This is a genomic window from Nonomuraea angiospora (assembly GCF_014873145.1).
In the GTDB taxonomy this organism is placed as follows: Bacteria; Actinomycetota; Actinomycetes; order Streptosporangiales; family Streptosporangiaceae; genus Nonomuraea; species Nonomuraea angiospora.
In genome coordinates, this window is sequence record NZ_JADBEK010000001.1 from 11,575,128 (window position 1) to 11,599,803 (window position 24,676).

The 24,676-nt window shown below is 72.5% G+C and carries 25 protein-coding genes; 14 read left to right on the forward strand and 11 right to left on the reverse strand.

Translation table 11 applies throughout. The features are described 5' to 3' along the window. Window positions 1–29 precede the first annotated feature (29 nt). From H4W80_RS53075 to H4W80_RS53085, 3 genes are read right to left on the reverse strand one after another with little or no spacing between them, the layout of a single operon-like run. Window positions 30–908 (reverse strand): ABC transporter ATP-binding protein, encoded by an 879-nt coding sequence (locus H4W80_RS53075; RefSeq protein ID WP_192792012.1) that lies wholly within the window; start codon window positions 906–908, stop codon window positions 30–32. Between the two features lie 45 nt (window positions 909–953). Further along, the gene (locus tag H4W80_RS53080) at window positions 954–1,640 is read right to left on the reverse strand and encodes an alpha/beta hydrolase (RefSeq protein ID WP_192792013.1); all 687 of its coding nucleotides are present in this window, start codon (window positions 1,638–1,640) and stop codon (window positions 954–956) included. A gap of 12 nt (window positions 1,641–1,652) precedes the next feature. Next, the gene (locus H4W80_RS53085; protein WP_192792014.1) at window positions 1,653–3,077 is read right to left on the reverse strand and encodes an aminotransferase-like domain-containing protein; all 1,425 of its coding nucleotides are present in this window, start codon (window positions 3,075–3,077) and stop codon (window positions 1,653–1,655) included. 59 nt (window positions 3,078–3,136) lie between these two features. Between H4W80_RS53085 and H4W80_RS53090 the strand changes: the two genes are divergently transcribed. Then, window positions 3,137–4,324, forward strand: a complete 1,188-nt coding sequence (locus tag H4W80_RS53090) for a trans-sulfuration enzyme family protein (RefSeq protein ID WP_192792015.1) — start codon at window positions 3,137–3,139, stop codon at window positions 4,322–4,324. Between the two features lie 8 nt (window positions 4,325–4,332). Next, complete coding sequence (locus H4W80_RS53095) at window positions 4,333–5,280, forward strand: serine/threonine dehydratase (protein ID WP_318787492.1); 948 nt, start codon at window positions 4,333–4,335, stop codon at window positions 5,278–5,280. A 485-nt stretch (window positions 5,281–5,765) separates the two neighbouring features. Here H4W80_RS53095 and panB read toward each other — a convergent pair whose 3' ends face one another. After that, complete coding sequence (gene panB / locus H4W80_RS53100; protein ID WP_192792016.1) at window positions 5,766–6,596, reverse strand: 3-methyl-2-oxobutanoate hydroxymethyltransferase; 831 nt, start codon at window positions 6,594–6,596, stop codon at window positions 5,766–5,768. A gap of 145 nt (window positions 6,597–6,741) precedes the next feature. Between panB and H4W80_RS53105 the strand changes: the two genes are divergently transcribed. The 10 genes from H4W80_RS53105 (at window position 6,742) to H4W80_RS53150 (ending at window position 17,556) form a co-directional block, all read left to right on the forward strand. Further along, on the forward strand, window positions 6,742–8,067 hold the full coding sequence (locus tag H4W80_RS53105) for an MFS transporter (RefSeq protein WP_192792017.1): 1,326 nt from the start codon (window positions 6,742–6,744) through the stop codon (window positions 8,065–8,067). A 624-nt stretch (window positions 8,068–8,691) separates the two neighbouring features. Continuing rightward, entirely contained in the window at window positions 8,692–10,257 is a 1,566-nt protein-coding gene (locus H4W80_RS53110) for an MFS transporter (RefSeq protein WP_318787493.1), read from the forward strand. A 7-nt stretch (window positions 10,258–10,264) separates the two neighbouring features. Then, a complete protein-coding gene (locus H4W80_RS53115; RefSeq protein WP_192792018.1) occupies window positions 10,265–10,867 on the forward strand; it encodes a TetR/AcrR family transcriptional regulator in 603 nt (200 codons plus the stop codon). A 528-nt stretch (window positions 10,868–11,395) separates the two neighbouring features. Further along, on the forward strand, window positions 11,396–13,267 hold the full coding sequence (locus H4W80_RS53120) for a right-handed parallel beta-helix repeat-containing protein (RefSeq protein ID WP_225964166.1): 1,872 nt from the start codon (window positions 11,396–11,398) through the stop codon (window positions 13,265–13,267). Further along, window positions 13,264–13,665 (forward strand): cupredoxin domain-containing protein, encoded by a 402-nt coding sequence (locus tag H4W80_RS53125; RefSeq protein ID WP_192792020.1) that lies wholly within the window; start codon window positions 13,264–13,266, stop codon window positions 13,663–13,665. The genes H4W80_RS53120 and H4W80_RS53125 overlap by 4 nt, the downstream gene beginning before the upstream one ends. After that, entirely contained in the window at window positions 13,662–14,879 is a 1,218-nt protein-coding gene (locus H4W80_RS53130; RefSeq protein ID WP_192792021.1) for a hypothetical protein, read from the forward strand. The genes H4W80_RS53125 and H4W80_RS53130 overlap by 4 nt, the downstream gene beginning before the upstream one ends. Before the next feature lie 95 nt (window positions 14,880–14,974). Then, window positions 14,975–15,112: a hypothetical protein gene (locus H4W80_RS53135; RefSeq protein ID WP_192792022.1), complete on the forward strand. Its 138-nt coding sequence runs from the start codon at window positions 14,975–14,977 to the stop codon at window positions 15,110–15,112. Between the two features lie 85 nt (window positions 15,113–15,197). Continuing rightward, window positions 15,198–15,644 carry a DUF7134 domain-containing protein gene (locus tag H4W80_RS53140; RefSeq protein WP_192792023.1) on the forward strand — a complete coding sequence of 149 codons (447 nt, stop codon included), beginning with the start codon at window positions 15,198–15,200 and terminating at the stop codon, window positions 15,642–15,644. Window positions 15,645–15,672: 28 nt separating this feature from the next. Further along, window positions 15,673–16,692 carry a sigma-70 family RNA polymerase sigma factor gene (locus H4W80_RS53145; protein ID WP_192792024.1) on the forward strand — a complete coding sequence of 340 codons (1,020 nt, stop codon included), beginning with the start codon at window positions 15,673–15,675 and terminating at the stop codon, window positions 16,690–16,692. A gap of 63 nt (window positions 16,693–16,755) precedes the next feature. After that, on the forward strand, window positions 16,756–17,556 hold the full coding sequence (locus H4W80_RS53150) for a YybH family protein (protein ID WP_192792025.1): 801 nt from the start codon (window positions 16,756–16,758) through the stop codon (window positions 17,554–17,556). On the opposite strand, the gene H4W80_RS53155 is transcribed toward H4W80_RS53150, so the two are convergent. Continuing rightward, window positions 17,553–17,915, reverse strand: a complete 363-nt coding sequence (locus H4W80_RS53155; RefSeq protein ID WP_192792026.1) for a MerR family transcriptional regulator — start codon at window positions 17,913–17,915, stop codon at window positions 17,553–17,555. The genes H4W80_RS53150 and H4W80_RS53155 overlap by 4 nt on opposite strands. Before the next feature lie 66 nt (window positions 17,916–17,981). On the opposite strand from H4W80_RS53155, the gene H4W80_RS53160 reads away from it, so the two are divergent. Further along, window positions 17,982–18,623 carry an SDR family NAD(P)-dependent oxidoreductase gene (locus tag H4W80_RS53160; RefSeq protein ID WP_225964167.1) on the forward strand — a complete coding sequence of 214 codons (642 nt, stop codon included), beginning with the start codon at window positions 17,982–17,984 and terminating at the stop codon, window positions 18,621–18,623. Here H4W80_RS53160 and H4W80_RS53165 read toward each other — a convergent pair. The 5 genes from H4W80_RS53165 to H4W80_RS62100 form a co-directional block, all read right to left on the reverse strand. Next, window positions 18,612–19,322: a GNAT family N-acetyltransferase gene (locus H4W80_RS53165; RefSeq protein WP_192792027.1), complete on the reverse strand. Its 711-nt coding sequence runs from the start codon at window positions 19,320–19,322 to the stop codon at window positions 18,612–18,614. The genes H4W80_RS53160 and H4W80_RS53165 overlap by 12 nt on opposite strands. Before the next feature lie 64 nt (window positions 19,323–19,386). Further along, window positions 19,387–20,457 (reverse strand): DNA alkylation repair protein, encoded by a 1,071-nt coding sequence (locus H4W80_RS53170; protein WP_192792028.1) that lies wholly within the window; start codon window positions 20,455–20,457, stop codon window positions 19,387–19,389. Window positions 20,458–20,490: 33 nt separating this feature from the next. Next, window positions 20,491–20,991: an SRPBCC family protein gene (locus tag H4W80_RS53175; RefSeq protein ID WP_192792029.1), complete on the reverse strand. Its 501-nt coding sequence runs from the start codon at window positions 20,989–20,991 to the stop codon at window positions 20,491–20,493. Beyond that, on the reverse strand, window positions 20,988–21,353 hold the full coding sequence (locus H4W80_RS53180) for a metalloregulator ArsR/SmtB family transcription factor (protein ID WP_192792030.1): 366 nt from the start codon (window positions 21,351–21,353) through the stop codon (window positions 20,988–20,990). The genes H4W80_RS53175 and H4W80_RS53180 overlap by 4 nt, the downstream gene beginning before the upstream one ends. 21 nt (window positions 21,354–21,374) lie before the next feature. Further along, window positions 21,375–22,634, reverse strand: a complete 1,260-nt coding sequence (locus tag H4W80_RS62100; protein ID WP_318787494.1) for an acyltransferase family protein — start codon at window positions 22,632–22,634, stop codon at window positions 21,375–21,377. 93 nt (window positions 22,635–22,727) lie between these two features. On the opposite strand from H4W80_RS62100, the gene H4W80_RS53190 reads away from it, so the two are divergent. Further along, window positions 22,728–23,111 carry a hypothetical protein gene (locus H4W80_RS53190; protein ID WP_192792031.1) on the forward strand — a complete coding sequence of 128 codons (384 nt, stop codon included), beginning with the start codon at window positions 22,728–22,730 and terminating at the stop codon, window positions 23,109–23,111. Here H4W80_RS53190 and H4W80_RS53195 read toward each other — a convergent pair. Then, window positions 23,071–23,778: an alpha/beta hydrolase gene (locus H4W80_RS53195; RefSeq protein WP_225964169.1), complete on the reverse strand. Its 708-nt coding sequence runs from the start codon at window positions 23,776–23,778 to the stop codon at window positions 23,071–23,073. The genes H4W80_RS53190 and H4W80_RS53195 overlap by 41 nt on opposite strands. Window positions 23,779–24,676 lie beyond the last annotated feature (898 nt).

The following is a 24,676-nucleotide window of genomic DNA, read 5'->3' on the forward strand; positions in this document are numbered from 1 at the left end:
GAAGAGGTCTTCGAGGGTGGCTGTCAGGCTCATCGGGCGCTCTCCAGGAAGAGGTCTTCGAGGGTGGCGGCGCGGACCTCCAGGCCCGACAGGCGCACGCCGTGCCCGGCCGCCCAGGTCAGCAGCGTCTGCGCGGCCAGGTCGGGGTCGTCGGCGCGGCAGACGGCCGTCTCGCCCTCCACGGTGACCGGCAGCGGCAGCTCGGCCGGGTCCACGTGCGCGGGCAGCCGGAACGCCACCCGCCCCGACCGGGCGGCCAGGGTCTCGGCCATGTCGCCGGACGCGACGATCTCGCCGGCGTCCAGGATGGCCATGGCCGTGGCCAGGCGCTGCGCCTCCTCCAGGTAGTGCGTGGTCAGCAGGATCGTGGTGCCCTGCCTGGCCAGGTCGCGGACGACGGTCCAGGTGTTCCTGCGGGCCTCGGGGTCCATGCCGGTGGTCGGCTCGTCGAGGAACAGCACGTCGGGGCGGCCCAGCAGGGCCAGGGCCAGGTCGAGCCGGCGCTTCTCGCCGCCGGACAGCTGGCGTACCTTGGTGCCCCGCCTGTCCGCCAGCCCGGCCAGCTCCAGCGCCTCGTCGCGGGGGCGGGGCGCGGCGGTGAAGTCGCGCCAGGTGTCGACGGTCTGGGCGACCGTCAGGTCAGGGAAGAACCCGGCCTCCTGCAGCATGATCCCGGTGCGCTGCCTGACGGCCGCGCGGTCGGCGTACGGGTCGAGGCCGAGCACGCGCACGCTCCCGCCGTCGGCCCGCTGGAAGCCCGCCAGCACCTCGATCGTGCTGGTCTTGCCCGCGCCGTTCCTGCCGAGGAGCGCGAAGATCTGGCCCTGCGCCACCTCGAACGAGATGCCCTTCACCGCCTCGAACCCCTGGTGGCTCTTCCTGAGCCCGGTCACTTCGATCGCTGTCATGCGTACGAGTGTTTCCAGGGGAGTCGCGGGGCGACAGTGAAGAATTCACGACTTGCGCGAGAGCTTGAGCAGCGCGTCCGTGACGCCCTCGGGGTCGACGAGCTGGTGCAGGTGCCGGCCGGGCACGCGGACCACGGGCCAGCCCCGCCGCCCCGCCTCCTCGGCGACCTTCTCGTACGGCGGGCCGAACCACAGGCACGAGCACCTGACCTCGTCCCACCCGGCGGGCACGGGGATGGGCTGGGTGTAGTAGCCGAGCGGCAGCCGCGGCTGCTCCGCCGCCACCCTGACGCGCACGGCGGGGTCGGGCAGCATGGCCACCACGTCCTCCTCGTCCCACCAGTCGGTCCAGCGCGGCAGCACGCCGTCGGGCCCGGCCAGGTCGTGCAGGAACGGCAGGAAGCTTTCCTCCGCGACCTTGATCAGCCCTTCGCGCGGCGGGATGTGCGCGTCGGCGAAGACGCAGGCCACCACCCGCTCGCCCAGCCCCTCCTTGATCAGCGGCAGGAAGAACCCGGCGTTGCTGTGCGCGGCCAGCACGACGGGCGTGTCAGGCGTGACCGCGCGCACCGCCTCGACCACCCGCGGCCAGTACGGCGCGTCACCCGTCGCCACGCCGGTCAGGTCGGGCACCACGGCCGCGTGTCCGCGGCGTTCCAGCGACTCGGCCACGGGAGCCCAGGTCGAGGGCCCGACGGAAGGGCTGTGCACGAGTACGAAGGTCGTCTGCATAGGCCCACCCTGTCAGACGACGAGGGTGTGCCGGGACACCGGACGATCGGCGCCGTCGAAGACCGCCCAGGCCAGGGCCAGGTTGTTCACCGCTCGCGAAAGCTCGTCCTCGGGGAACAGGAAGTGCAGGCGCATGCGGTCGGCGTGCCCGCCCAGCGGGTCGAACGATCTGCCCGGCGGCACCGCGACCCCGTGCCTGAGCGCCACCTGGGCGAAGGAGTCCACATCGCCGTGCGGGATGCGTACCCAGATGGTCTGGCCGCCGAGCGCGGGCTCGAACTCCCAGGACGGCAGCCGCTCGCGCAGCTGCGCGCACAGGTGGTCGTGGCGCCGGCGCAACGTGCGCACGCGCGCCGCCCGTACCTCCTCCAGGCGGCGCAGCAGCGCGACGGCGGCGAGCTGGCTGAAGACCTCGCCCCCCAGGTCGAACACGGCCCGCAGCCTGGCCAGCCGCGACACCAGTGGCGCCGCCGCGCGGATCCACCCGACCCGCAACCCGCCCCACACGAGCTTGCTCAGCGAGCCGACGGTGATGAGGTGCTCCCCCCGCTCGAACGACGCCAGCGGCGGCGGCGTCCCGCCCGTGAAGCAGAGCTCGGCGCACACCTCGTCGTCGATCAGCGGCACGTCGTGTTCGGCGGCCAGCGCGGCCAGCCGCCGGCGGGCCGGGTTGTCCATGACCGCGCCGTCCGGGTTGCGGCTGGTGGGGACGAAGTAGCCCAGCGCGGGGCGTTCGCGCAGATCCTCCGCAGTCCCCGGCCGGACGACGGCGGCGGCGTGCCGGAACACCTCCAGCGCCCCCGGGTACGTCGGCGCCTCGGTCAGCACGGTGTCGCCGGGGGCCACCAGCAGTCCGGCGAGCAGCGTGAGCGCCTGCTGGGCGCCCGTCGTCACCATGATCTCCTCGGCCGTCGTCGGCACGCCGCGGCCGGTGTAGTAGGCGGCCAGCGCGGCGCGCAGGGCCGGGTTGCCCGCGGGCTGGTAGCCCAGGTCGCGGGTGTCGGCCAGCCGCGCGCCCGCCTCCTCGTACGCCTCGAACATCGCCTCCGGCATGTCGTCCGGCGCGGCGCACGTCAGGAGCTGCACGCCGTCCGGCGGGTGCAGGATGTGGAGCAGGAGCGGGTTGGCCGCCACGCCGTCCGCCGCGCGCGTCGCCGGCAGCTCGAGCGCGGCCACCCGGGTGCCGCTGCCCTGGCGGCGCACCACGCGGCCCTCCTGCTGCAGCAGGTCGTACGCCGCGACCACGGTGCCCCGGCCCACCGCGAGCCGCTTGGCCAGCACCCGGTCCGGCGGGAGCGCCTGGTCCGGCGGCAGCACGCCGTCGTCGATGAGCGCCCGCAGCCGGGCCGCGAGCAGCAGGTAGAGCGGGCCGCGGCCCGACGCCCAGCGGCCCAGGAGATCGACGAGGTCGCCGTCGGCGAGATTGGCCCCATTCATGGACCAATTCTGCCGCATTGGCTCTGACGTTGGACCGTTTTGAGGGCGATCCTTGACACATGACCGATTCTCATCCCTCTGAGCTCCGCCCCGAGACCCGCACCGTCCACGTGCCGCAGCCCGTCATCGAGGGCAGCCGGCCGATCACCGTGCCGATCTACCAGACCTCCGGATTCATCTTCGACGACCCCGCCGTGATGGCCGACGCGATGGGGCGGGCCGACGGGCCGTTCGTGTACGGGCGCTACACCAACCCCACCGTCCGCTCCCTGGAGGAGGCCGTCTCCGGGCTGGAGGGCGGGGTCGGGGCCATCGCCACGGGTTCGGGCATGGGCGCGATCAACACCGTCCTGCTGGGCCTGCTCAAGCCCGGCGACCACCTCATCGCGCAGAAGTCCCTGTACGGCGGGACCGCCGCCATGATCAACGACCTGGTGGGCAGGTTCGGGATCACGGTGACGTACGTGCCCGAGAACGACCCCGCCGCCCTGCGCGCCGCCGTCCGCCCGGAGACCCGGCTCGTCTACCTGGAGACGATCAGCAACCCGATGACGCTGGTCGCCGACCTGCCGGGGATGTGCGCGGCGGCCCGCGAGCTGGGGATCCTGTCCGTGGTGGACAACACGTTCGCCACGGCCCTGCTCTGCCGGCCCATCGAGCACGGGGCGGACATCGTCGTACACTCCACCACCAAATACCTGTCCGGGCACACCGACGTGGTGGGCGGGCTCGCCGTGTTCGCCTCCACCGAGCTCTACGAGAAGGTCTGGCACTTCGCGATCGAGCTGGGCGCCTCCGCCGACCCCTTCGCCGCCTGGCTGTCGCTGCGGGGGCTGCAGACGCTCGCCCTGCGCATGGAACGCCACTGCTCCAACGCCCGCCTCCTCGCCACCCGCCTGGCCTCGCACCCCGCCGTCACCGCCGTGCACTGGCCGGGCCTGGACACCCACCCCTCCTACGACCTGGCCGGGAAGCTGCTGTCCGACTTCGGCGGGGTGCTCTCGTTCGACCTCGCCGGCGGGCGGGAGGCGGGGGAGAAGTTCATGAGCTCCGTACGCCTCATGCTCCTCGCCCCATCGCTGGGCGGCGTGGAGACGCTCGTCATGCACCCGGCGACGACCTCCCACCGCTCGCTCAGCGCCGCCGAACTGGCCAGGCACGGGATCGGCGAGGGCACCGTACGCATCGCCGTGGGCATCGAGCACCCCGAGGACCTGTGGGCCGACGTGGAGCAGGCGCTGGCATAGTGGCCTGTGTGGATTACTCGGATGTGCTGGCGGCGGCCGGCCGTATAGACGGGCTCGTGCTGCGTACGCCGGTGCTGGAGGTCTCGCCCGGCGTCTTCTTCAAGCTGGAGCTGCTTCAGCACTCGGGATCGTTCAAGGTCCGCGGGGCCTTCAACCGGATGCTGTCGGCGGGCGAGCTGCCGCCCAGCGGGGTGATCGCCGCCAGCGGCGGCAACCACGGGCTGGCCGTCGCCTACGCGGCGCGGGTCCTTGGGGTGCGGGCGGAGATCTTCGTGCCCGAGGTCACGAGCCCGGTGAAGGTCGCCGGGCTCGAGGCGCTGGGGGCCCACATCACGCAGACCGGGGCCATCTACTCGGAGGCCGCCGAGGCCGCCGCCAAGCGCGCGGCGGAGTCGGGGGCGTTGGCGGTGCACGCGTACGACCAGGCCGAGGTGGTGGCGGGGCAGGGGACCACGGGGCTGGAGATCGTCGAGCAGACGGGTGGCGTGGACACGGTGGTGGTCGCCGTCGGCGGGGGCGGCTTCGCCGCCGGCATCACCCTGGGCACCTCCGGCTCCGTCCCTGCGAGCGGCTCTGCTGTGACGCCCGGATCCGGGCCGCGGATCATCGCGGTCGAGCCCGAGCGGATCCCGACCCTCCACGAGGCGCTGCGCGCGGGACATCCGGTGCCCGTCGAGGTGAGCGGGGTGGCCGCCGACGCGCTGGGCGCCACCAAGATCGGCGGCATCGCGTTCGAGATCCTGTCCTCGCCTCGGGTGGAGAGCGTGCTGGTGACCGACGAGGCGATCGTGGAGGCCCGGCGTACCCTCTGGGCGCGTCACCGGGTCGCGGCCGAGCCGGCGGGCGCGACGGCGTACGCCGCGCTGCTGGCGGGCGCGTACACGCCGGCTCCGGGGGAGCGGGTGGCCGTGGTGCTGTGCGGCTCCAACACCGACCCCAGCACCCTCACCCCCTGACTTCTCCCACTTGCACCGTCACGGACCTAGCGCGTGCCCCCTCCGAACCCTCGCTCCACGCCCGCCCCTGGACGCCCGCCATTGACGCCCCGGCCCTGGACACCCCGGCCCTGGACACCCGACTGACCTGAAATACCCGCCCGGGCTTCCGCCCAACGCCCGCCCGGGCTTCCGCCCAACGCCCGCCCGGGCTTCCGCCCAACGCCCGCCCGGGCTTCCGCCCAACGCCCGCCCGGGCTTCCGCCCAACGCCCGCCCGGGCTTCCGCCCAACGCCCGCCCGGGCTTCCGCCCAACGCCCGCCCGGGCTTCCGCCCCCCAAGCCCGCCTGGACTTCCGCCCCAAAACCGCCCCAAAACCGCCCCAAAACCGCCCCAAAACCGCCCCAATGCCCGCCGCCAATGCCTGGCCCTGGACGCCCGAGCCGGAATGCCCAGCCGGGACGCCCAGTCCAGCCACAACCATCAGGCGTCAGTGGTGCCCGCCGTCAGCTGTACGTGTGCTCAGCAGCCGGGAAAGCGCCCGTCGCCACGTCGGCGGCGAAGGCGCGGACGGCGCGATCCATCTCGGCGGCCAGATCCGCGTAGCGCTTGACGAACCGGGCGGGCCGCGGCGTGAGCCCCATCAGGTCCTGCCACACCAGAACCTGCGCGTCCGTCCCGGCGCCCGCGCCGATGCCGATGGTGGGGATCGTCAGCGACGCCGTCACCCGCTCCGCCAGGTCCGCCGGCACGCACTCGAGCACCACCGAGAACGCCCCGGCCCGTTCCAGGTCCTTGGCGTCCGCCATGAGCTCGTCGCCCGACTGGCCGCGCCCCTGAACGCGGTAACCGCCCAGGACGTTCACCGACTGCGGGGTCAGCCCGAGGTGGGCCATGACCGGAACACCGGCCGAGACCAGCGCCTCCACCTGCGGGACGACCCGGCGGCCGCCCTCCAGCTTGACGGCGTGCGCCCCGGCCTCCTTCATGAAGCGCGCGGCCGACTCAAGCGCTTGCTGGGGCGAGGACTGGTACGACCCGAACGGCAGATCCGCCACCACCAGCGCCCGGGACGAGCCGCGCACCACGGCCGCCGTCAGGGGCAGGAGGTCGTCGACCGTGACGGGCAGCGTGGAGTCGTACCCGTAGACGACCATGGCCGCAGAGTCGCCCACCAGCAGAACGGGGATGCCCGCGTCGTCGAAGACCCTGGCCGTCATCGCGTCGTAGGCGGTGACCATGGGCCACCGCTCTCCGCGCTCCTTGGCGGCGGTAAGGTCGCGAACGGTGACCCGGCGCCCGGAGACGCCCCCGTACAGTGTGGTTGAAGAGGACATGTGTGAACCCTCCAGAAACGTCTCGAGGCGCCCCAGTGGCGTCCCCGGACTTCTTCCGATGATGGCACGCGCTGTCGCGTGCCGAAAAACCTGTGGCGAAACTGTCGGTGCCTCTTGCCAGAATCAGCGCGGAGGTTGAATCGACATGGCTCTCGCCCCTTACCGACGACTGCTCAAGATCCCGGGTGTTCCCGCGCTGCTGCTGATGGGGCTGCTGGCGCGGGTTCCGTCCACGGCCATGGGGATGACGCTCACCCTGCACGTCGCCGTGGCGCTCGACCTCGGATACGGCAAGGCTGGGCTGGTCACCATGGCCAACACCATCGGCATGGCGATCGGCTCGCCGTTGTCGGGGAGGTTCGTCGACAGGCACGGGTTACGTCCGGTGGTCATGGTCACGACCGTGGCGCAGGCGGTGTTCTGGTCGTGCGCGTGGGCGCTGCCGTTCCCGGCCCTGATCGGGACGGCGGCGGTGGCGGGGCTGCTGGCGTTGCCGGTGTTCAGCGTGACCAGGCAGTGCCTGGCCGCCATGGTGCCGGTCGCCCAGCGGCGTAGCGCGTTCGCGCTCGACTCCATGCTGGTCGAGCTGGCGTACATGGCCGGTCCCGCTCTCGCGGTGGCCGGGCTGACGATGCTGGGCAGCCAGGTGACGATGACGACCATCGCGGTCGCCACGGCGGCGGCGGGCCTGGGCATGTTCGCGCTCAACCCGCCCACCCGATCGCCCGAGGAGCTCGAGGCGCAATCGATCAAGGTGTCGCGGCGGCAGTGGCTGACGCCCGGGTTCGTGGCGCTGCTCGGGACGGCGGCGGCGGCCACGTTCGTGCTCACGGCCACGGAGCTGTCCCTGATCGCGACCATGAACAACGCCGGCCAGACCCAGTGGGTCGGCCTCGCCGTGGCCATCTGGTGCGTTTACTCCCTGACCGGCGGTTTCGTGTACGGCGGGCTGTCGCGTGGCTTCTCGCCCTTGGTGCTCATCGCCTTGATGGGCCTGCTCACGATCCCGGTCAGCCTGGTGAGCAGCTGGCAATGGCTGGTCGTGATGCTCCTCCCGGCAGGCATCCTCTGCGCGCCGGCACTGTCGGCCACGGTGGACGTGCTCTCCCGGTGGGTGCCCTCCGCGGCGCGCGGTGAGGCGATGGGCTTCCACGGCACGGCCCTGCTGATCGGCGGCGCGACCTCGGCCCCCATCGCGGGCGCCGTGATCGACGCGAGCGGGCCGACGTGGGCGTTCGTGCTCGCTGGCCTGGTGGGAGTGGCCATGGTGCTCGCCGCCGCCCCCTTCTGGCCCCGCCGCCCCGCCGACCCCCTCCCCACCTCGACCCAGACCCCGACGGCCTCACCACCCTCGTCACTCGTCGGACCCACCTCAGCACCGACTGAGCCGACTCCAGCACCGACTCCAGCGCCGACCGAGCCGACTCCAGCGCCGGCCGGGTCCACTCCAGCACCGGCCGAGGCTCCTTGAGCCGGTGACCAGCAGGCCGCCTCTCCTCCCGGCGATCGGCGGCTTCTCAAGCCGAGGGCCGGGTCCCGGTCATCCGACCGATGCGCGCGGGGCGTGGCGGCGCGTGGGTCGGGCGATCGTCGGCGGCTCGCGCGGCCTGAGAACACGCCAGCCAGTTGCTGAACGCACCCGTCGGCGCCGAGCCGGGTGCGCCTTCGCCTCGGACGGCAGCAGTTCGGTGGCCGAGGTCTCGGGCGCTGGCGGTAGGTGCGGTCGAGGTCTTGGGCGCTGGCCGTGAGCCTGGCCGGGGGTCTTGGGCGCTGACTGTGGGTCCGGTCGAGGTCTTGGGCGCTGACCGTGAGCCTGGCCGGGGGGCTCGAGCGCCGACCGTCGGCCTGGCCGGGGGCTCGAGCGCCGACCGTGGGCCTGGCCGAGGGGCTCGGGCGCTGACCGTGGGTGCGGTCGAGGTCTCGGGTGTGCTTCCTGCTGGCCGCCGCAGCGGTGAGGGCAGCCGTCGATAGCTGGGCGAGGGGGCGTTGGGGAGAGTTAACCCAGGGTTTACGAAACGGGACCGTTGCGTATCGGAATAGCTTGCGATACGGTGTCGTTGCGAAACTCGTACGTATCGAAATTGGGGGGCTCTTCGTGAGAGACGAAGTAGTGGATCCGAACGCGGGCCATCCGCGCCGCTGGGGGATCCTTGGCGTTCTGGTGTTCAGCCTGCTGGCCGTCGTGCTGGACAACACCATCCTCAACGTGGCGATGAAGACCATCGCCGACAAGACGGTCGGTTTGGGGGCGACGCAGAGCGAGCTGGAGTGGGCGATCAACTCCTACACGCTGGTGTTCGCCGGGTTGCTGTTCACGTTCGGGGTGATCGGCGACCGGACGGGGCGCAAGCGGATGTTGTTCATCGGCATGGCGCTGTTCGGACTGGCCTCGCTCGCCAGCGCCTACTCGCAGGATCCGACGCAGTTGATCTTTGCGAGGGCGGCGATGGGCATCGGCGGGGCGGCGATCATGCCGGCCACGCTGGCGATCATCTCCAACGTCTTCCCGCCCGGTGAGCGGGGCAAGGCGATCGGCGTGTGGGCCGGGGGTGTGGGGCTCGCGGTGGCGATCGGGCCGATCACGGGCGGCCTGCTGATCCAGCACTACTGGTGGGGCTCGGTCTTCCTGATCAACGTGCCGATCGTGATCATCGCCATGATCCTCATCGCGACTCTCGTACCGGAGTCGCGTGACCCGAAGCCGTCCAGGCTGGACCCGGTCGGTGTGCTGCTGTCGATCATCGGGTTGGTGGCCGTGGTGTACGGCATCATCCGCGGCGGCGGCCTCGGCACCGTTCTCAGCGCGGAGGTCCTGGTGCCGACGCTGTTCGGGCTGGTGGTGCTGGGTGTGTTCGTGTGGTGGGAGCGGCGTATCGACCACCCGATCTTCGACGTCCGCAACTTCGGCAACGTCCGCTTCAGCTCGGCCATCGGCATGATGGGCATCGTCTTCTTCGCGATGATGGGCGGGATGTTCTTCCTGACCTTCTACCTGCAGACCGTGCTGGGCTTCTCGCCGGTGCAGGCGGGGGCGCTGATGATCCCGTTCGCCGCCGCGCAGCTCATCTTCGCGCCGCTCAGCCAGCGGGTGAACGAGCGGTTCGGCGCCAAGCTGTCGGCCACCGTGAGCATGGTCGTGGTCACGGCCGCCCTGGCCAGCTACGCGCTCATGGACCAGGACACGCCGATCGTGCTCATCGAGGTCATCTTCTTCGTCCAGGGCGCCGCGATGGCGAACATCATGCCGCCCGCGACCACCGCCATCATGGAGTCGCTGCCCAGGGAGAAGGCCGGCGTCGGCTCGGCCATGAGCAACACCGTCCGCCAGGTCGCCGGCGCGCTCGGCGTGGCCGTGCTCGGCTCGGTGCTGTCGTCCAACTACCGCGGCGAGATCACGCCCTCGCTGGCCGGCCTGCCCGCCGACGTCCAGCACACCGCGGGCGAGTCGATCGTGCAGACGATGGGCGTCGCCCAGTCGCTCGGCGAGAAGGGCCAGGCGCTGATCAAGCCCGCGTTCGCCGCGTTCGTCGACGGCATGCACGTCACGGCGCTGGTGTCGGCGGTGATCGCGCTGGTCGGTGTCGCGGTGGTGGCAAGGTGGATGCCCGGCAAGACGCGCCCAATCACGCAGGCGGAACAGAAAGAACCAGCTGTAGTGTGAGGCAGCGATGACGATCCAGGAATCAGGGACTGCCCGTCCGGCGGGGCGTCCGCGCAGCGAGAAGGCCGAGAAGGCGATCATCGAGGCCACCCTCGATCTGATCGGCGAGGGCATGGGCGTCTCCGATCTGTCCATCGAGGCCATCGCGTCGAGGGCGGGTGTCGGCAAGACGACGATCTATCGGCGCTGGTCCAACAAGGAGGACCTGGTCGTCGACGCCCTCGCCACGCTCAAGGCCCCGGTGCCGTCGCTCACCGGCACGTCGGTGCGCGACGACCTGATCTCCCTGCTCGACGCGATGCGCAGCGAGTCGGGCGTGGCCCGCAACCGCTGCGTGATGAAGATCGCCATGAGTGAGGCCGATCGCTATCCGCAGCTGATGGACCGGTTCGTCAAGCGGGCCATCGAGCCCCGGAGGCAGGCGATGCGCTCGGTGATCGAGCGCGGCATCGCCAACGGCGAGCTCCGCGCCGACCTGGACGTCTCCATGGGCATGGCCGTCCTCACCGGCACCATGCTCTGGTTCACCAAGTGGGGTCCGGCCGGTGACCTCGCGCCGGATCTCGCCGAACGCGTGGTGGACGTGGCTCTGGCGGGAATGGCCCCCTGACGGCGGACGACGGCCACCTGTGCAGGTCCCGGGCTTGTGCTGTGCCCTCCGGATGTTGGCGTGAGTGCCGTTGCGGAGGTACGGGGGCCCGGGGGTGATGACTCCCGGCGGGGGCGTGTCAGCGCCGCCCCCGCCGGGCCTTGTCTCGGGCGGGGTTTGCGGCAAGGGGGGCTGATCGTTCTGGCCTAGGCAGAACGTGAGCATTGTTCTAATCTCGCGGCCATGCCCCCCATACGAAAAATCGCGACAATCGTCGTGCTCGCGTCAGGTCTGCTGTTATCCGGCGGCACCGCTTTCGCCCATGAGGAGCGTCCGGTGACGCTGCCTGATGGTACGGGGACGGTGCCGGTGTTGCGGTCCGGGGAGCCGGATCTGCTGGTGTGCAAGACGGATAAAGCCGACTTTGAGCGTCGAATCGCGAAATTTCCGGAGGAGCTCAAAGCCCGCAACCTCGACCTTTTCACGAAATGTCAGCAAAAAGGGGTTAGGCACCTCCAGGAAGCCGTCGACCGGGTCGACCGCCCCGGAATGACGATCGCCATTCTCCCCGGGCTCTACCGCGAAGAACCCAGCCGCCCCGCCCCCACCGGCGCCTGCGCCCGGCTCCCCGCCCGCTGGTCCACGTGGGGCTACCAGATCCTCTCCTTCGACCAGCAGCGGCAGTGCCCCCACAACCAGAACCTCGTCGCCATCCTCGGCAAGAAGGACCTGCAGATCGAGGGCACCGGAGCCAGCCCGCTCGACGTCGTGATCGACGCGGAGTACCGCAAGCTCAACGCCGTCCGCGCCGACCGTACCGACGGCGTCTACTTCCGGAACTTCACCGCCCAGCGCACCACGTTCAACTCCCTGTACGTGCTCGAAACCGACGGTTTCGTCATCGACCGCGTCCTCACCCGCTGGAACGACGAGTACGGCTTCCTCACCTTCGCCAGCGACCACGGCCTCTACACCGACTGCGAGGCGTACGGGAACGGCGACGGCGGCCTCTACCCGGGCAGCGCCTCCAACCTCAACGACGGCCGCGGCCACGACGTCCCCAGGTACGCCATCGAGATCCGCCGCTGCAAGAGCCACGACAACGCGCTCGGCTACTCGGGCACCGCGGGCGACTCGATGTGGGTGCACGACAACGAGTTCTACGACAACATGGTCGGCGCCACCATGGACAGCCTCTGGCCCTCGCACCCCGGACTGCCGCAGAACCACGCCAAGTTCGAGAACAACCGGATCTACGACAACAACCGCGACTACTACCGCTACACCCGCGACGGCACCTGCGCCAAACCCCCGGCCGAACGCGGCTACGAGCGGGGCGTGGTGTGCTCGCAGGTGGGCGTGCCCCCGGGGACGGGCATCCTGGTCGCGGGCGGCAACTACAACGTCTTCAGGAACAACCACGTCTGGGGCCACCGGCGGGCGGCCTTCCACCTGTTCGGGGTGCCCGCGTTCATCAGGGGCGAGAACGACCTGGCCAAGCAGGCCGACACCTCCGACTACAACCGCTACGAGGGCAACGTGTTCGGCGTCAGCCCGACGGGTGAGCGGCGGCCGAACGGCCTGGACGTGTGGTGGGACGGGCAGGGCACCGGCAACTGCTGGCAGAGGGACACGGGAACGTCGTCGCCCGCCGTCCTGCCGGTCTGCGCCGCCGCGGCGCCCGCGCTGTCGGGCGGCGCGAACCGCCTGCTGGCCGAGCCCGTGAAGCTGGTCAAGCTGTACCTGTGTGCGGACTTCAGCGCCTCGCAGGCCCGGCTGCCGGCCGGGTGCGACTGGTTCGGCGCGTCGGGGCTCGGCAAGGTGGAAACGCAGCTCGCCCTCGGCGGCTCGGCGGTGCTCGGGCTGCTGCTGGGGCTGTTCTGGTGGCGTTCGCGGCGGGGCGCGCGCCGGCACGGTGGCGACGTCCTGTCGGGGAGCGCACGCCGGCACGGTGGCGACGTCCTGTCGGGGAGCGCACGCCGGCACGGTGGCGACGGCCAGTCGAGGAACGGCGTGGCGCCCGCGGTGACGGCGATCGTCCGGCGCCGGCACCGGCTGATCGTGGCCGGGAGCGTCGCCGGGGCCGCCGGGCTCGTGCTCGACGTGGTGGCGGCGGCCGTGGACAGCACGTCGCAGGCCGGGGTCGCGCTGCTGCTCATGGGGGCGTGGTGGCTCTGCCTGGGCGCGGCCTTGCGGGGCAGGCGGCCGGCGTTCGGCTGGCTCACGATCGTGGTGGGGCTGCTGGCCTGCGCCGACGCCTTCGACCGGCTGGTGTACCTGATCCCCGTCGTCCCGCTGGGGCCGGGGTGGATCCGGGGGCTGCTGACCGGGCTCTGGGTGCTCTGCGCGGTCGTGGTGCTGGCGCCGCGGCGCGGGGGCACCGTACGGGAGACACCCGCCGAGGCCGGGGTGAGCGCGTGAGCCGGACCGTCCGCATGGCCGGATACGTGGCCGGGTGCGTGCTGGCGTCCTGGCTCGTCACGGCGTGCGGGCCGCTGGCGGAGACCCACCACAATCCGGGCAACAGCCACGAGGTGGCCACGGCGCCGCCGAGCGGGCAGGCGGACGCCGTGATCACCGTCGCCCGCGGCCAGGTGAGCCCGCCGCCGGGCTGGCTGGAGGTGGCCAAGGGACGGCAGGTCAGCATCACGGTGACCAGCGACGTCGCCGACGAGCTGCACGTTCACGGCTATGACATCGAGGCCGAGCTGCGGCCGGGGGTGCCCGCGACCGTGCGCTTCACGGCCGGCCTGACCGGGGTGTTCGAGGTGGAGACCCACAGGAGCAAGCTGGTCCTCACCCAACTGGCGGTCCGGTGACGGCGGGGGTCCTCGCGCACGGCATCGGTACGCGCGGCGACCTGCCGATCCCGCTCTTCTACGCCTACGCGGGCGCTTTCGCGGCGCTCGTCGTCTCGTTCCTGGCGCTCGGGCTGCTCTGGGCCGACTCCCGCTTCCGCGGCGACCGGGCGGGCCTGGCGATCCCGTTGCGCCTGCCCGGCCGCCCGGCGCGCGTGCTGACCCTCGTCCTCGCCGTCTACACGATCGGCTGGCTCGTGGCGGGTCCCGCGGACGGGAACGCGGGGCCGTACCTGGTGTATGTGCTCTTCTGGGTGGGCCTGGTCCCGGCGTCGCTGCTGTTCGGCCCGGTGTGGCGGGCGCTGAGCCCGTTCCGGCTGCTGCCCGACCGGCCCCGGCGCCCGCTCCCGCGCGGGCTCGGCTACTGGCCCGCCGCCGCGGGCCTGCTCGCGTTCACCTGGACGGAGCTGGTCGCGCCCGAGCCCGCGGCACCGTTCACGCTGCTGACCTTCTGCGCCCTGTACGCGCTCGCCCAGCTCGCGGGCACCCTCGTGTACGGCCACGCCTGGCTGGAACGCGGCGACCCGTTCGAGGTGTACTCGACCCTGATCGGCCACCTGTCGCCCCTCGGCAGAAGGGCGAACGGCGACCGCGTCCTGCGCAGCCCCTTCGACGGCCTCGACGCCATCCAGCCCGCCCCCGGCCTGGTCGCCACCGTCTGCGTCCTGCTCGGCGGCACCGCGTACGACGGCTTCTCCAGCACCCCCGCCTGGGTGAACGCCCTCCAGTCAGGCCCGCTCGGCCGCACCGGGCTGGGCACGTTCGGCCTGCTGGCCGCCGTCGCGGGGGTGGCCCTCCTGTACGCCGCCTGCCTCGGCGCGGCCGGGCTGATCGGCGGCACCAGGGGACTGACCGCCCGATTCGCCCACTCGCTGGTGCCGATCGCCGCCGGTTATCTCATCGCCCACTACTTCTCCCTCCTGGTCATCGAGGGCAGGCACGGCATCCTCCTGGCGCTCGGCATGGCCGCCCAGCCCGACCCGAACGCCGTCGAACCCGCCACGATCGCCGTCGTCCAGGTGCTGGCCATCGTGATCGGCCACGTGGTGGGGGTGGTGGCCGCCCACGACCGCTCGGTCCGCCTCCTGCCGCCTGGCCGCGCGGTCGCGGGGCAGATCCCGCTGTTCGTCCTCATGGTCTGCTACACGATCGGCGGCCTGACGCTGCTGCTGTGAGCGGAACGGGCACGACTTCCGGCGGCGATCCGGGGCCTCGGGGTTCGGCCTCTGGTCGGTCGCCGGGCGAAAGGCCCTCTTCTGGCGTCGAAGGCATGATCGAGGTACGGGAGCTCACCAAGCGGTACGGCGGCGTCACCGCCGTACGCGAACTGTCCTTCACGGTACGGCGACCGTCAACGGCCGGCCCTACGCCGAACACCCCGATCCGCTCCGGCAGGTCGGGGCGCTGATGGAGGTCACGCCGGCGCACGGGGCCGCACGGCGTACCAGCACCTGCTGGCGCTGGCCCGCACGCACGGGATCGCGTCCGCCCGGGTGGTCGAGGTGCTGGTCCGCTGCGCGCGCGCCGCGGAGCTGCGGGATCTGCTGGTACGGCACGGGGCCTCGGTGACCAGTGCCGAGGCGGGCGTGCTCGTGCTCGGGCCGGCTGCCGGGGCGGCGGTGTCGCTGGCCTGGGTCGCGGTGGCCCTGGCGGGCGCGGCCGTGCTGCTGCGCCGACTTCGCGCCCTCGCCCAGCGCTGGCCGCGGGTGGTGGACGCCTGTCTGGCCGGGTTCGTCGCGGCGGTGAGCGTGCCGGTGACGATGGGTGGCGGCGGCGCCCCCGGCGTGCTGGAGCCGGGCATCGGCGTCACGGGGGCCGGTTGGGTGTGGTTCGCCGCCGTTCACGTGCCGCTGGTGTGGCGGCGCAGGGGCCCCGTCGTGGTGTTCTGGGCGGTCATCTCTCCTCAATCGTGGCAGAGCGCGGCGATCCGGGCGCGGTAGCTTGGGCGCACCGGGAGGGGGACAGGCGATGGCGGGCGACGCGACGGCGGGTGAGGTGACGGCGGGCGAGGTGACGGCGGCGGAGCTGCTGGTCGCGGCGCGGGGTGGGGACGACGTGGCGTTCGGGCGGCTGGTCGGGCCGCTGCGGGACGAGCTGCGGGCCCACTGTTACCGGATGCTGGGCTCCGTCCACGACGCCGAGGACGCCGTGCAGGACACGCTGGACCGGGCGTGGCGGAACCTGGCGCGGTTGGAGGACCGCGGGTCGATCAGACCGTGGCTGTACAGGATCGCGACGAACAGGGCGCTCACGCTCATCGAACGCCGGAGCCGCCGCGAGCTGCCCGCCGACCTCGACCCGGCCGGTGGCGAGGTGGCGTGGCTGGAGCCGTACCCGGACAGTCTGATGGCCTGGACGGCGGGACTCGGGCCCGAGGCGCGGGCAGTGGCGAGGGAGAGCGTGGAACTGGCGTTCGTGGCGGCGCTGCAGCACCTGTCGGCCGTGCAGCGGGCCGTGCTGCTGCTGCGCGACGTCCTCGGGTACGCCGCCCGCGAGGTCGCCGACCTGCTGGACACCACGGTCGCGGCGGTCAACAGCGCCCTCCAGCGGGCCAGGAAGAACCTCGCCGAGGTGCTTCCCCCGACCACCCAGCGGCAGACCCTCGGCGAGCTGGGCGAGGCGGGGAGCCGGGAGCTGGCCCGCAGGTACGCGGCCGCCTGGGAGGCCGGGGACGTGGACGCCATCGTGGCCATGCTGGCCGAGGACGCGAAGTACTCGATGCCGCCGCTGGCGGCCTGGTTCGAGGGGCGCGAGGGCATCCGGGGGTTCCTGCTCGGCGGGCCGCTCAAGGAGCGCTGGCGGATGCTGCCCGCGCGGGCCAACGGGCAGGTGGCGTTCGGCACGTACATGTGGGACGAGAAGCGGGCGGCCTTCCTCCCGGCGGGGCTGGACCTGCTGGTGGTGCGGGGCGATGGTCAGGTGGCGGAGGTGGTGTCGTTCCTGGAGGCCGATTTCGCCGGTTTCGGTCTTCCCGAGGAAGTGCGATGAGTTTCGGGATCCGCCCGGGTTGTACGTACGGAACGAAGATGCCGACCCGGAAGGACCCCATCCATGTCCACGAACGAAGACCAGATCCGCGACCTCGTCCTGCGCTGGGCCGAGGCGGTGCACCGCGGCGACCTGGAGACGGTCCTCGCGGACCACGCGGCGGACATCGTGATGTTCGACGTGCCGGAGGACGTTCGCGGCATCGAGGCGTACGAGAAGGCCTGGCCGCCGTTCTTCGAGTGGCAGGCGCGGGGGGCGGCGTTCGAGATCGAGTCGCTGGACGTCGTCGCCGGTGGCGGCGTCGCCTTCGCGTACGCGCTGCTGCGGTGCGGCATGCCCGCCGACGACCGGCGGCTGCGGTTGACGCTCGGCCTGCGCGAGGAGGGCGGCCGGTGGGTCGTCGCGCACGAGCACCACTCGTTCCCGATCGCCGACGACGCGGCGGCCGTGCGGGAGGTGCGCGGGGTGCACGAGCGGTGGTACGCGGGCACCGCGGCCAAGGACCTGGACGGCATGATGGCCGCCATCGCCGACGACGTCGTGTCGTACGAGCATGACGCGCCGCTCGAGTACGTGGGCGTCGAGGCGGTGCGGGAGGTCTGCGCGCGCGGCCTCGACGAGGGACCCGACGTCCGCTTCGACATGCCGGAGCTGAAGGTCATGGCCAGGGAGGACCTCGCGGTCGCGTGGGGACTCAACCGGGTTCGCGTCGGCGGGGGTGCCGAGACGTGGTCGCGGGGGACGCGGGTGTTCGAGCGGCGGGACGGCTCCTGGGTGATGATCCACCAGCACGTCTCCTACCCGTACGACCCGGCCACCGGCGAGGCGCGGACCGACCTGCGCCCAGGCCCTGCCCGGCGCTAGGCCGGGGGCCGGACGGTGGCGAGCATGGTGTCGAGGGCGCGCTGGGACGTCTGCAGCCGTTCGATCGTCCCGGCGATGCGCTCGCGCTCTCTCCGCAGGTTGCTCACCATGCCCGGGCATGCCGTCGGCACCATCCCGTCGCCGTCGTCGTGGACGCAGGGCAGCAGGAGGGCGATCACGGTCGTCGGGAGTCCGGCGGCGAGCATCGTACGGATGTGGCGCACCGCCGCCACGTCCGGCTCGGCGTACTCGCGGTAGCCGTTGGGCAGCCGCACCGGCCGCAGCAGCCCCTGCTCCTCGTAGTAACGCAGCAGCCGCCTGCTCACCCCGGTGCGGCGGGCCAGCTCTCCGATCCTCATGTGTCCCTTGACCTTCACATCGATGTGACGCCTTAGCTTCCGATCACAACAACGGAAAGGGGCCGAATGATGCCTGGAGTTGTGATCATCGGAGCGGGGCCGGGGATCGGCCGGTCCGTCGCCCGCCGGTTCGCGCGGGAGGGGCTGCCGGTCGCGCTCGTCTCGCGTACCGGCACGACGCTCGACCTGGACGGGGTGCTCGCGTACAAGGCCGACAGCACCGACGAGGACCAGCTCAGAGCGGCCCTCGACGCGGCCGCGGCCGAGCTGGGCACGCCGGACGCCGTGGTCTACAACGCCGCGGTCATCCGGCCGGACGCGCCGGGCGAGGTGAGCGTGCGGGCCCAGCTGGACGCCTGGGCCGTGAACGTGGTGGGGGCGCTCGTCGCGGCCGCGCACGTGGCGCCCGCGATGGCCCGGCGCGGCAGCGGGTCGTTCCTCATCACCGGGGGGATGCCCGAGCCCAAGGCCCAGTACGTCAGCCTCTCGCTCGGCAAGGCGGGCGTGCGGACGCTGGCGGCGCTGCTCGACCAGGAGTACGGGCCCTCGGGGGTGCACGTGGCCAGCGTCACCGTGGCCGGACCGGTCGCGCCCGGCACGGCCTTCGACCCCGACGACATCGCCGAGCACTACTGGCGCCTGCACACCCAGCCTCGGGAACGGTGGGAACGGGAGGTCCTCCATGACGGCACGGCATCACGTTGGTGAGGCCGTCGAGTCGCGGGGCGTGAGTTGCCAGAGCCAGCCGATCGCGTCGAGCCCGAGCCGTCCGGCCACCCGCTGGGAGGAGTGGTTGTCGGCACTCGTGCTGTAGAACAGGCGGACACCCGGCAGCAGGCCCGCCCACGCCGCGGTGGTCGCCGCCGCGTACCCGCGGCCCCGGAAGGCGGGCGAGGTCCAGGCGCCCGCCTCGGCCCCCTCGGGGGTCAGCCGGGCGCTGTGGCAGATCGCGGCCACCTGGCCGTCCTCGACGATCATCGCCCAGGGCGCGCCCGCGCCGCCGGCGAGCAACTCGTCCCACTCCTCGGGCTCCCAGCCCGCGGGGCGCAGCGGGCGCAGGCGCGCGGCGTGCGACGGGTCGTCCGACGTGATGACGTCGGCGGGCGCCTCGAACGTGAGCGGCGGCCGCACCAGATAGCACGGCCCTCCGGACACCGCCCGCCCGCCGCCCAGCAGGGCGTCGCACCGCGCCAGGACGTCAGGCGGGTGGCCCGGGGACGACGGGACGCCTTGGGAGACGAGGTCGAGAAGCTCGGTGGCGACCGGGTCGGGCACGTCGGCGCGGACCGCGGCGGTCAGGCCGTCGGCCGCCACGCCGATCACCAGCTCCTCCGGCCCCGGCAGGCGTCCTCGGCCGTCGAGGCGCCAGACGACGCCGAGCTCGATGCGGAGCAGGTCGGTGGTCATGGCTCCTCCGGTCCTGGCAGGCGTCCTCGGCCGTCGAGGCGCCAGGTGACGCCCAGCTCGATGGTCATGACTCCACCAGCGTGAACGCGGCGCTGGCCGCCACCCTACCGTTGACGATCACGTCGAGCTCCCTGGTGCCCGGCGGCTCGTCGCGGGTGGTGACCGGACGGAAGGAATGGCTCTTGCGCACGGTGAACGTCGCGCCCGGCCCCGCCGCCTCCCGCTGGCCCAGGTGGAAGACCCGGCGCGAGCCCGCCCGCCGGATCGCGTACTTGAGCAGCACAGGACCCGGCGCGCCCGCCGTGACCGTGACGGCGAAGGACAGCCTCCCGCCGACGGCCACCGTGTCGGACTCGAGGGCCAGCAGGTCGACCGCGCCGCTGCCCGGGGTGGCGCCCACCAGTGCCAGCGCCTCCGGGTGGCCGGCGCGCAGCAGCCCGCGCACGGCGTGCCGCAGCACCTTCTCCACGTGCGAGCCGCCGTCGGAACGCCATCGGGCCAGCAGCTCCACCGCCACCTCCGGATGGTCCTTGGCCAGGTCGTTGACGTGGTTGGCGACCGAGCGGCGGACGTATTCGCTCGGGTCGTCGCGCAGCCGGTCGAGCAGGGGCAGGGTCGGCCCCGGTGTCATCAGCCAGCGCACCCGGGCGCCCCACGGCAGCCGCGGGCGCGACCCCTCCGAGGCCAGGCGGCGCAGATGCTCGTCGGGGGACTCCGCCCAGCCGTACATGATCTTGAGCGCGTCGTCGCGGTAGCGCTCCAGGTAGGGCCGTACGGCGAACTCGCCCGTCGCGTACGGCGTGAGCACGGCCAGCGTGCCCATCCCCGCCTCCAGGTGGTCGACCCCCTGGACGGCCGTGTGGTCGGTGGCCGGCCAGCCGCTCCACATGTCCAGCGTGACCCGCGAGGCGCCCTCGCGCACGACCTCGGCGGCCTGCGGATAGGGCAGCGGCAGCGCGTCGTGCAGGGCCGCGGCGACATGCCGGACGCGGTCCTTGAGCTCGAGCCCGTCGAGCCCGGCCAGGGCACGCGCGGTGAAGGCGGCCCGCGGGAACGGCGCCCAGGCGGCGGCCAGCCCGTCGGCCAGCACGGATATGGACCGGGCGTTGATCATGTCCTTGAGCGGTTGAGGCACGCGCCCACTGTGCCAGCCGCCACCGACAATCTGTCAGCCCCGCTGGGACAGCTCGGCGAAGTAGGCCCGCATCGAGGGATAGTAGTCGTCGAAGTCCGGCGTGGGGGAGTCGTCGCGGGCGGCCACGAGCATGTCGAGGTAGTACTCCCAGCCGGGGCCGACCTCGCCGATCGCGTCCTCGTTGTCGAGATGGTGGACGAACCGCAGCTCCGTCGTGCCGTCGCGCTCCTCCAGCAGCAGTTCGACCCGCCAGGCCCCGAACTCGTCGAGCGCGGACACGGCCAGCCGCTTCGGTGGTTCGCACGCCTCGATGCGCATCTCGAACCAGGGGGCCTGCTCCTCGTACACCATCCGGACCTTGATCGTCTGCCCGGGCGCGCCGTGGCCTTCCCATGGGCCGAACCAGCGGGCGGTGCGGTCGGACTCGGTGATGCTGGCCCACACGTCCTCGACGGGCGCGCGGAACGTCCGGCTGAGAACGAGGTCGCTCCCCTCGCTCGTCCTGAACAACCGGCCGGTGGGGATGCGGTTCATGCGGTCTCTTCCTCTCTGCTGCTTCCGGTCGCTGTGGTCGGGCGGCGCTCGCGGCGGGCCCGGTAGACCTCGGTCTCCAGCGCGTCCAGGCGGTGCTCCCACCCCGAGGGTCGTCCGAACTGCGCGAGCCAGGTGATGAGCGCGTCGAACGGCTCGGGGTCGAGCGTGTAGAAGCGTTGCCTGCCGATCAGCTCTGCGCGAACCAGCCCGCTCTGCCTGAGCACCCGCAGGTGCCTGCTCACGGCGGGCCGGCTGATGGCGAACCGCTCGGCGACCTCCCCGGCGGACAGCCGCCCGTCCTTGAGCATCTCCAGGATCCGCCGCCGCACCGGGTCCGCGATCGCCCCCGCCACCTCGTCCACGGCAAAAGCGTAACCCACTGGTTACGCGTTCGCCAAGCGCCTCTTCCTGGACGGCGCCCGCTCGCGAGCGTGGAACGCGACCCGGCACACCGCCAGCGCCAGCCCGAACACCGGCACCCAGCCCAGCCGGGCCAGCACCCACGCCGGTCCGTCGGGCACCGTGTGCAGGCCGGGGAGGGTTTCGCCCCCGAGCAGCCCGAGCGCGGTGACCAGGATCATCGCGCTCTGGTGCCACAGGAAGATCGTCATCGCGGACAGGTTCACCAGCGCCACCGCCGCCCACACGACCGGCCGCCGCAGCGCCCGGCGCAGCGGGCCGAGCAGGAGCAGGGCCGCCCCGCACTGGGCCAGCCCGAAGAAGACGGCCGCGAGCGTGGGCGGGTCGAGGTTGGAGACGGCCGCGCCGGGCACCCCGACCATGGCCGCCGGATACCCGGCCCCGAGCACCAGCCCCACGGCTCCCACCGCCCCGCCGACCAGCAACACCCACCCGGCGGTACGACTCCGCAACGCCCCCCGTGCCCAGGCCACACCCAGGCAGTACGGCACCAGCCACCCGGCCAGGACGTTGACGGAACCGAGCGCGTCGCCCAGCTCGTGGGACGTCAGCCATCCGGAGCCGAGCGCGTCGCTCAGTTCGTGGGACGTCAGCCATCCGGCCAGGTCGTTCATGAAGCCATGCGGCCCGCTCAGGCCATGGGACGCCGGCCACCCGGCAAGCACGCTGACGGCGCCGGCCCACGAGGACCCGCCCCCGCCGTACGGAACCAGATCGATCACCGCGACGGTCACCAGCGGCCACATCGGGTGCAACCGGGCCACCAGCGGAGTCGCCGCCGTCAGCACCGCGAACACCACCAGGAACCACATCGGCGACAGCACCAGCTTGACCAGCCTGGTCACGGTCACGGTGTCGGCTCCGGCGGCCAGCATCCCGGCCACCGTCACGCTCCAGACCGCCAGCACGACACCGACCGGCCGGGACAGCCGCGCCAGCCGGGCGCACAGCCACTGCCGGTAGGTCCCGGCCGACGCGCCCCGACTCCTCGCCGCCGCGTACCCGCCCACAAGGAAGAACACCGCCAGCGTCTGGAACAGCCAGGTCGCGGGAGCCAGTTGCGGCATGTACCGCAGCGGGCTGGCCACCCGTATCGCGCCGCTGTCGAGCACCAACGCCGTCACCAGCCAGTGCCCGAGCACGACCCCCCCGATGGCCAGTGCCCGGAGTGCGTCGATGGCGCGGTCACGATGGGGCGGGGTAGCCCGCTCGACTCGCCGCACGAGGTCACGCAACGGTGCGAGTACGCGACGCCATCCAGTCGCGGCGGCGCGCCCGACCCGCCATGCGCGGCGGCGCGCCGGCTGGACACTGCGGTGCTGCTCAGGCGACCCTCCGTGGGCAACCCGCCCGAAGCGGCCACGCAACGGCAGGCGGCCACGCAACGGGACGAGGCCACGCAACGGCAGGCGGCCACGCAACGGGACGAGGCCACGCAACGGCAGGCGGCCACGCAACGGGACGAGGCCACGCAACGGCAGGCGGCCACGCAACGGGACGAGGCCACGCAACGGCAGGCGGCCACGCAACGGGACGAGGCCACGCAACGGCAGGCGGCCACGCAACGGGACGAGGCCACGCAACGGCAGGCGGCCACGCAACGGCGCGAGGGCGCGGTGCTGCCCGGGTCGGACGCCACCCGCGTCCGTGCAAGCGGGCTCACGCATGACGGCCCACGTCGCGAACGGCCTGCCCGGTGACGATTCTGGCGATGCTCTCCAACGCCGGCGAACCGGACCGGAGATAGTCGCTGTGCCCACCATCGCCCGCCGCGAAGACATGGGCACCGAACTGCGGGGACACCGGATCGGTGCCGAACCCGGCGGTGAGGAAGGGCAGCCGGAGCCGCACACTCGGGATGCGCGCGACCCAGTCTGCGCCAGCCCGACCGGCCCAGACGGTGGCCCTCGTCCGCAGGGCGGCGACGTTGGGGGCGATCACACCGGGGCTCCCGTACAGGACGATGTTGCCGACATCCAGCCCGGGCGCGGCCCGCGCGCACACCACGGAGCCGTACGAATGGCACAGCAGCGAGATCGCGGCGGCAGGCTTGGCGGCGGCGAGCTTCCGTACGAATGCCCGCAGCTCAGGGACGGCCTGATCGGCCCAGCCGGCCGACATCGCGGCCAGACTGACGGTGCTCGGAGTCCGGTATCCGAGCCAGGCGACGACGGCGGCCCGATCCCCGAGCGCCTCCCGCAGCCGCATGGAGCCGCCGCGAAGCAGCCCGTACTTGTCGAGATTGGTGTCGGAGCCGGGGACCAGGACGGCGATCGTGCGGGCCGTCGCCAGATCGCCGAACACCTCGACGGCCCGCCCGCCGTCACGCCCGTCGAAGGCCAGGAACCGGCGGGAGGGATCCGCCATGTCCCGCAACATCGCGGCCCGCCACAGATGCCCATACCGGACCGCCATCCACTCAGCCGCCCGGATGTCCTCCCGGCTCGCGGCATACCGCCGCGCGAGGGCAGCGGGAGCGGCACTCCCGAGCGGCGCTAGATTTCCGGGCACGGGCGCTGGCACGGCCCCCGGCCACGCCGCCCCCGAAACCGGCACGCCTACAGCAACGGCGACAAGCGCACCACCCAGAAAGCGCCACCAACTCCGTCCCCGAAGCGCTCCCTCCTCCCTGGCCCACCGCCACCTCCCACACCCCGGCGCCATCCTGGCCAGCCAGGCGTATCCGGCGGCTGGCTTCGTGTTGGGCGGTGCTTGCTCGGCGGACCAGCTTGCTGGCCTTGCGTACCATGCCGCTCTGCTCGGGTTCGGCGGCGCCATCCTGGCCAGCCAGGCGTATCCGGCGGCTGGCTTCGTGTTGGGCGGTGCTTGCTCGGCGGACCAGCTTGCTGGCCTTGCGTACCATGCCGCTCTGCTCGGGTTCGGCGGCGCCATCCTGGCCAGCCAGGCGTATCCGGCGGCTGGCTTCGTGTTGGGCGGTGCTTGCTCGGCGGACCAGCTTGCTGGCCTTGCGTACCATGCCGCTCGGGTCGCGTTCGGCGGCGCCGTCCTGGCCAGCCAGGCGTATCCCGCCGCCGGCTTCTCGTTGGGCGGCGCTTGCCTGGCCGCCCAGCTCGTTGGCCTCGCGTACCGCCACACTCGCCTGGCTGCTGACCACCGTGGCGGCCTTGCTTGTGTCGCCCGGTCGGCTTGTGTCGCTCGGTCGGCTCGGGTCGCCATCCCGCTATGTGGGACTTCTCCATAGATTTCGATCACTCAGGCGACGCTGCCGCACCCGACATCCCTGCCACATCGAACCCACGACCGC

Coding starts and splice junctions, on each gene's coding strand:
- H4W80_RS53160 (WP_225964167.1), top strand. CDS start 17,982: ATGATGCCTGGAGTTGTGATCATCGGAGCGGGGCCGGGGATCGGCCGG.
- H4W80_RS53165 (WP_192792027.1), bottom strand. CDS start 19,322: ATGACCACCGACCTGCTCCGCATCGAGCTCGGCGTCGTCTGGCGCCTC.
- panB (WP_192792016.1), bottom strand. CDS start 6,596: ATGTCCTCTTCAACCACACTGTACGGGGGCGTCTCCGGGCGCCGGGTC.
- H4W80_RS53150 (WP_192792025.1), top strand. CDS start 16,756: ATGTCCACGAACGAAGACCAGATCCGCGACCTCGTCCTGCGCTGGGCC.
- H4W80_RS53075 (WP_192792012.1), bottom strand. CDS start 908: ATGACAGCGATCGAAGTGACCGGGCTCAGGAAGAGCCACCAGGGGTTC.
- H4W80_RS53195 (WP_225964169.1), bottom strand. CDS start 23,778: ATGGCGGATCCCTCCCGCCGGTTCCTGGCCTTCGACGGGCGTGACGGC.
- H4W80_RS53115 (WP_192792018.1), top strand. CDS start 10,265: ATGACGATCCAGGAATCAGGGACTGCCCGTCCGGCGGGGCGTCCGCGC.
- H4W80_RS53175 (WP_192792029.1), bottom strand. CDS start 20,991: ATGAACCGCATCCCCACCGGCCGGTTGTTCAGGACGAGCGAGGGGAGC.
- H4W80_RS53090 (WP_192792015.1), top strand. CDS start 3,137: ATGACCGATTCTCATCCCTCTGAGCTCCGCCCCGAGACCCGCACCGTC.
- H4W80_RS53145 (WP_192792024.1), top strand. CDS start 15,673: ATGGCGGGCGACGCGACGGCGGGTGAGGTGACGGCGGGCGAGGTGACG.
- H4W80_RS53120 (WP_225964166.1), top strand. CDS start 11,396: ATGACGATCGCCATTCTCCCCGGGCTCTACCGCGAAGAACCCAGCCGC.
- H4W80_RS53080 (WP_192792013.1), bottom strand. CDS start 1,640: ATGCAGACGACCTTCGTACTCGTGCACAGCCCTTCCGTCGGGCCCTCG.
- H4W80_RS53135 (WP_192792022.1), top strand. CDS start 14,975: ATGATCGAGGTACGGGAGCTCACCAAGCGGTACGGCGGCGTCACCGCC.
- H4W80_RS53085 (WP_192792014.1), bottom strand. CDS start 3,077: ATGAATGGGGCCAATCTCGCCGACGGCGACCTCGTCGATCTCCTGGGC.
- H4W80_RS53155 (WP_192792026.1), bottom strand. CDS start 17,915: ATGAGGATCGGAGAGCTGGCCCGCCGCACCGGGGTGAGCAGGCGGCTG.
- H4W80_RS53105 (WP_192792017.1), top strand. CDS start 6,742: ATGGCTCTCGCCCCTTACCGACGACTGCTCAAGATCCCGGGTGTTCCC.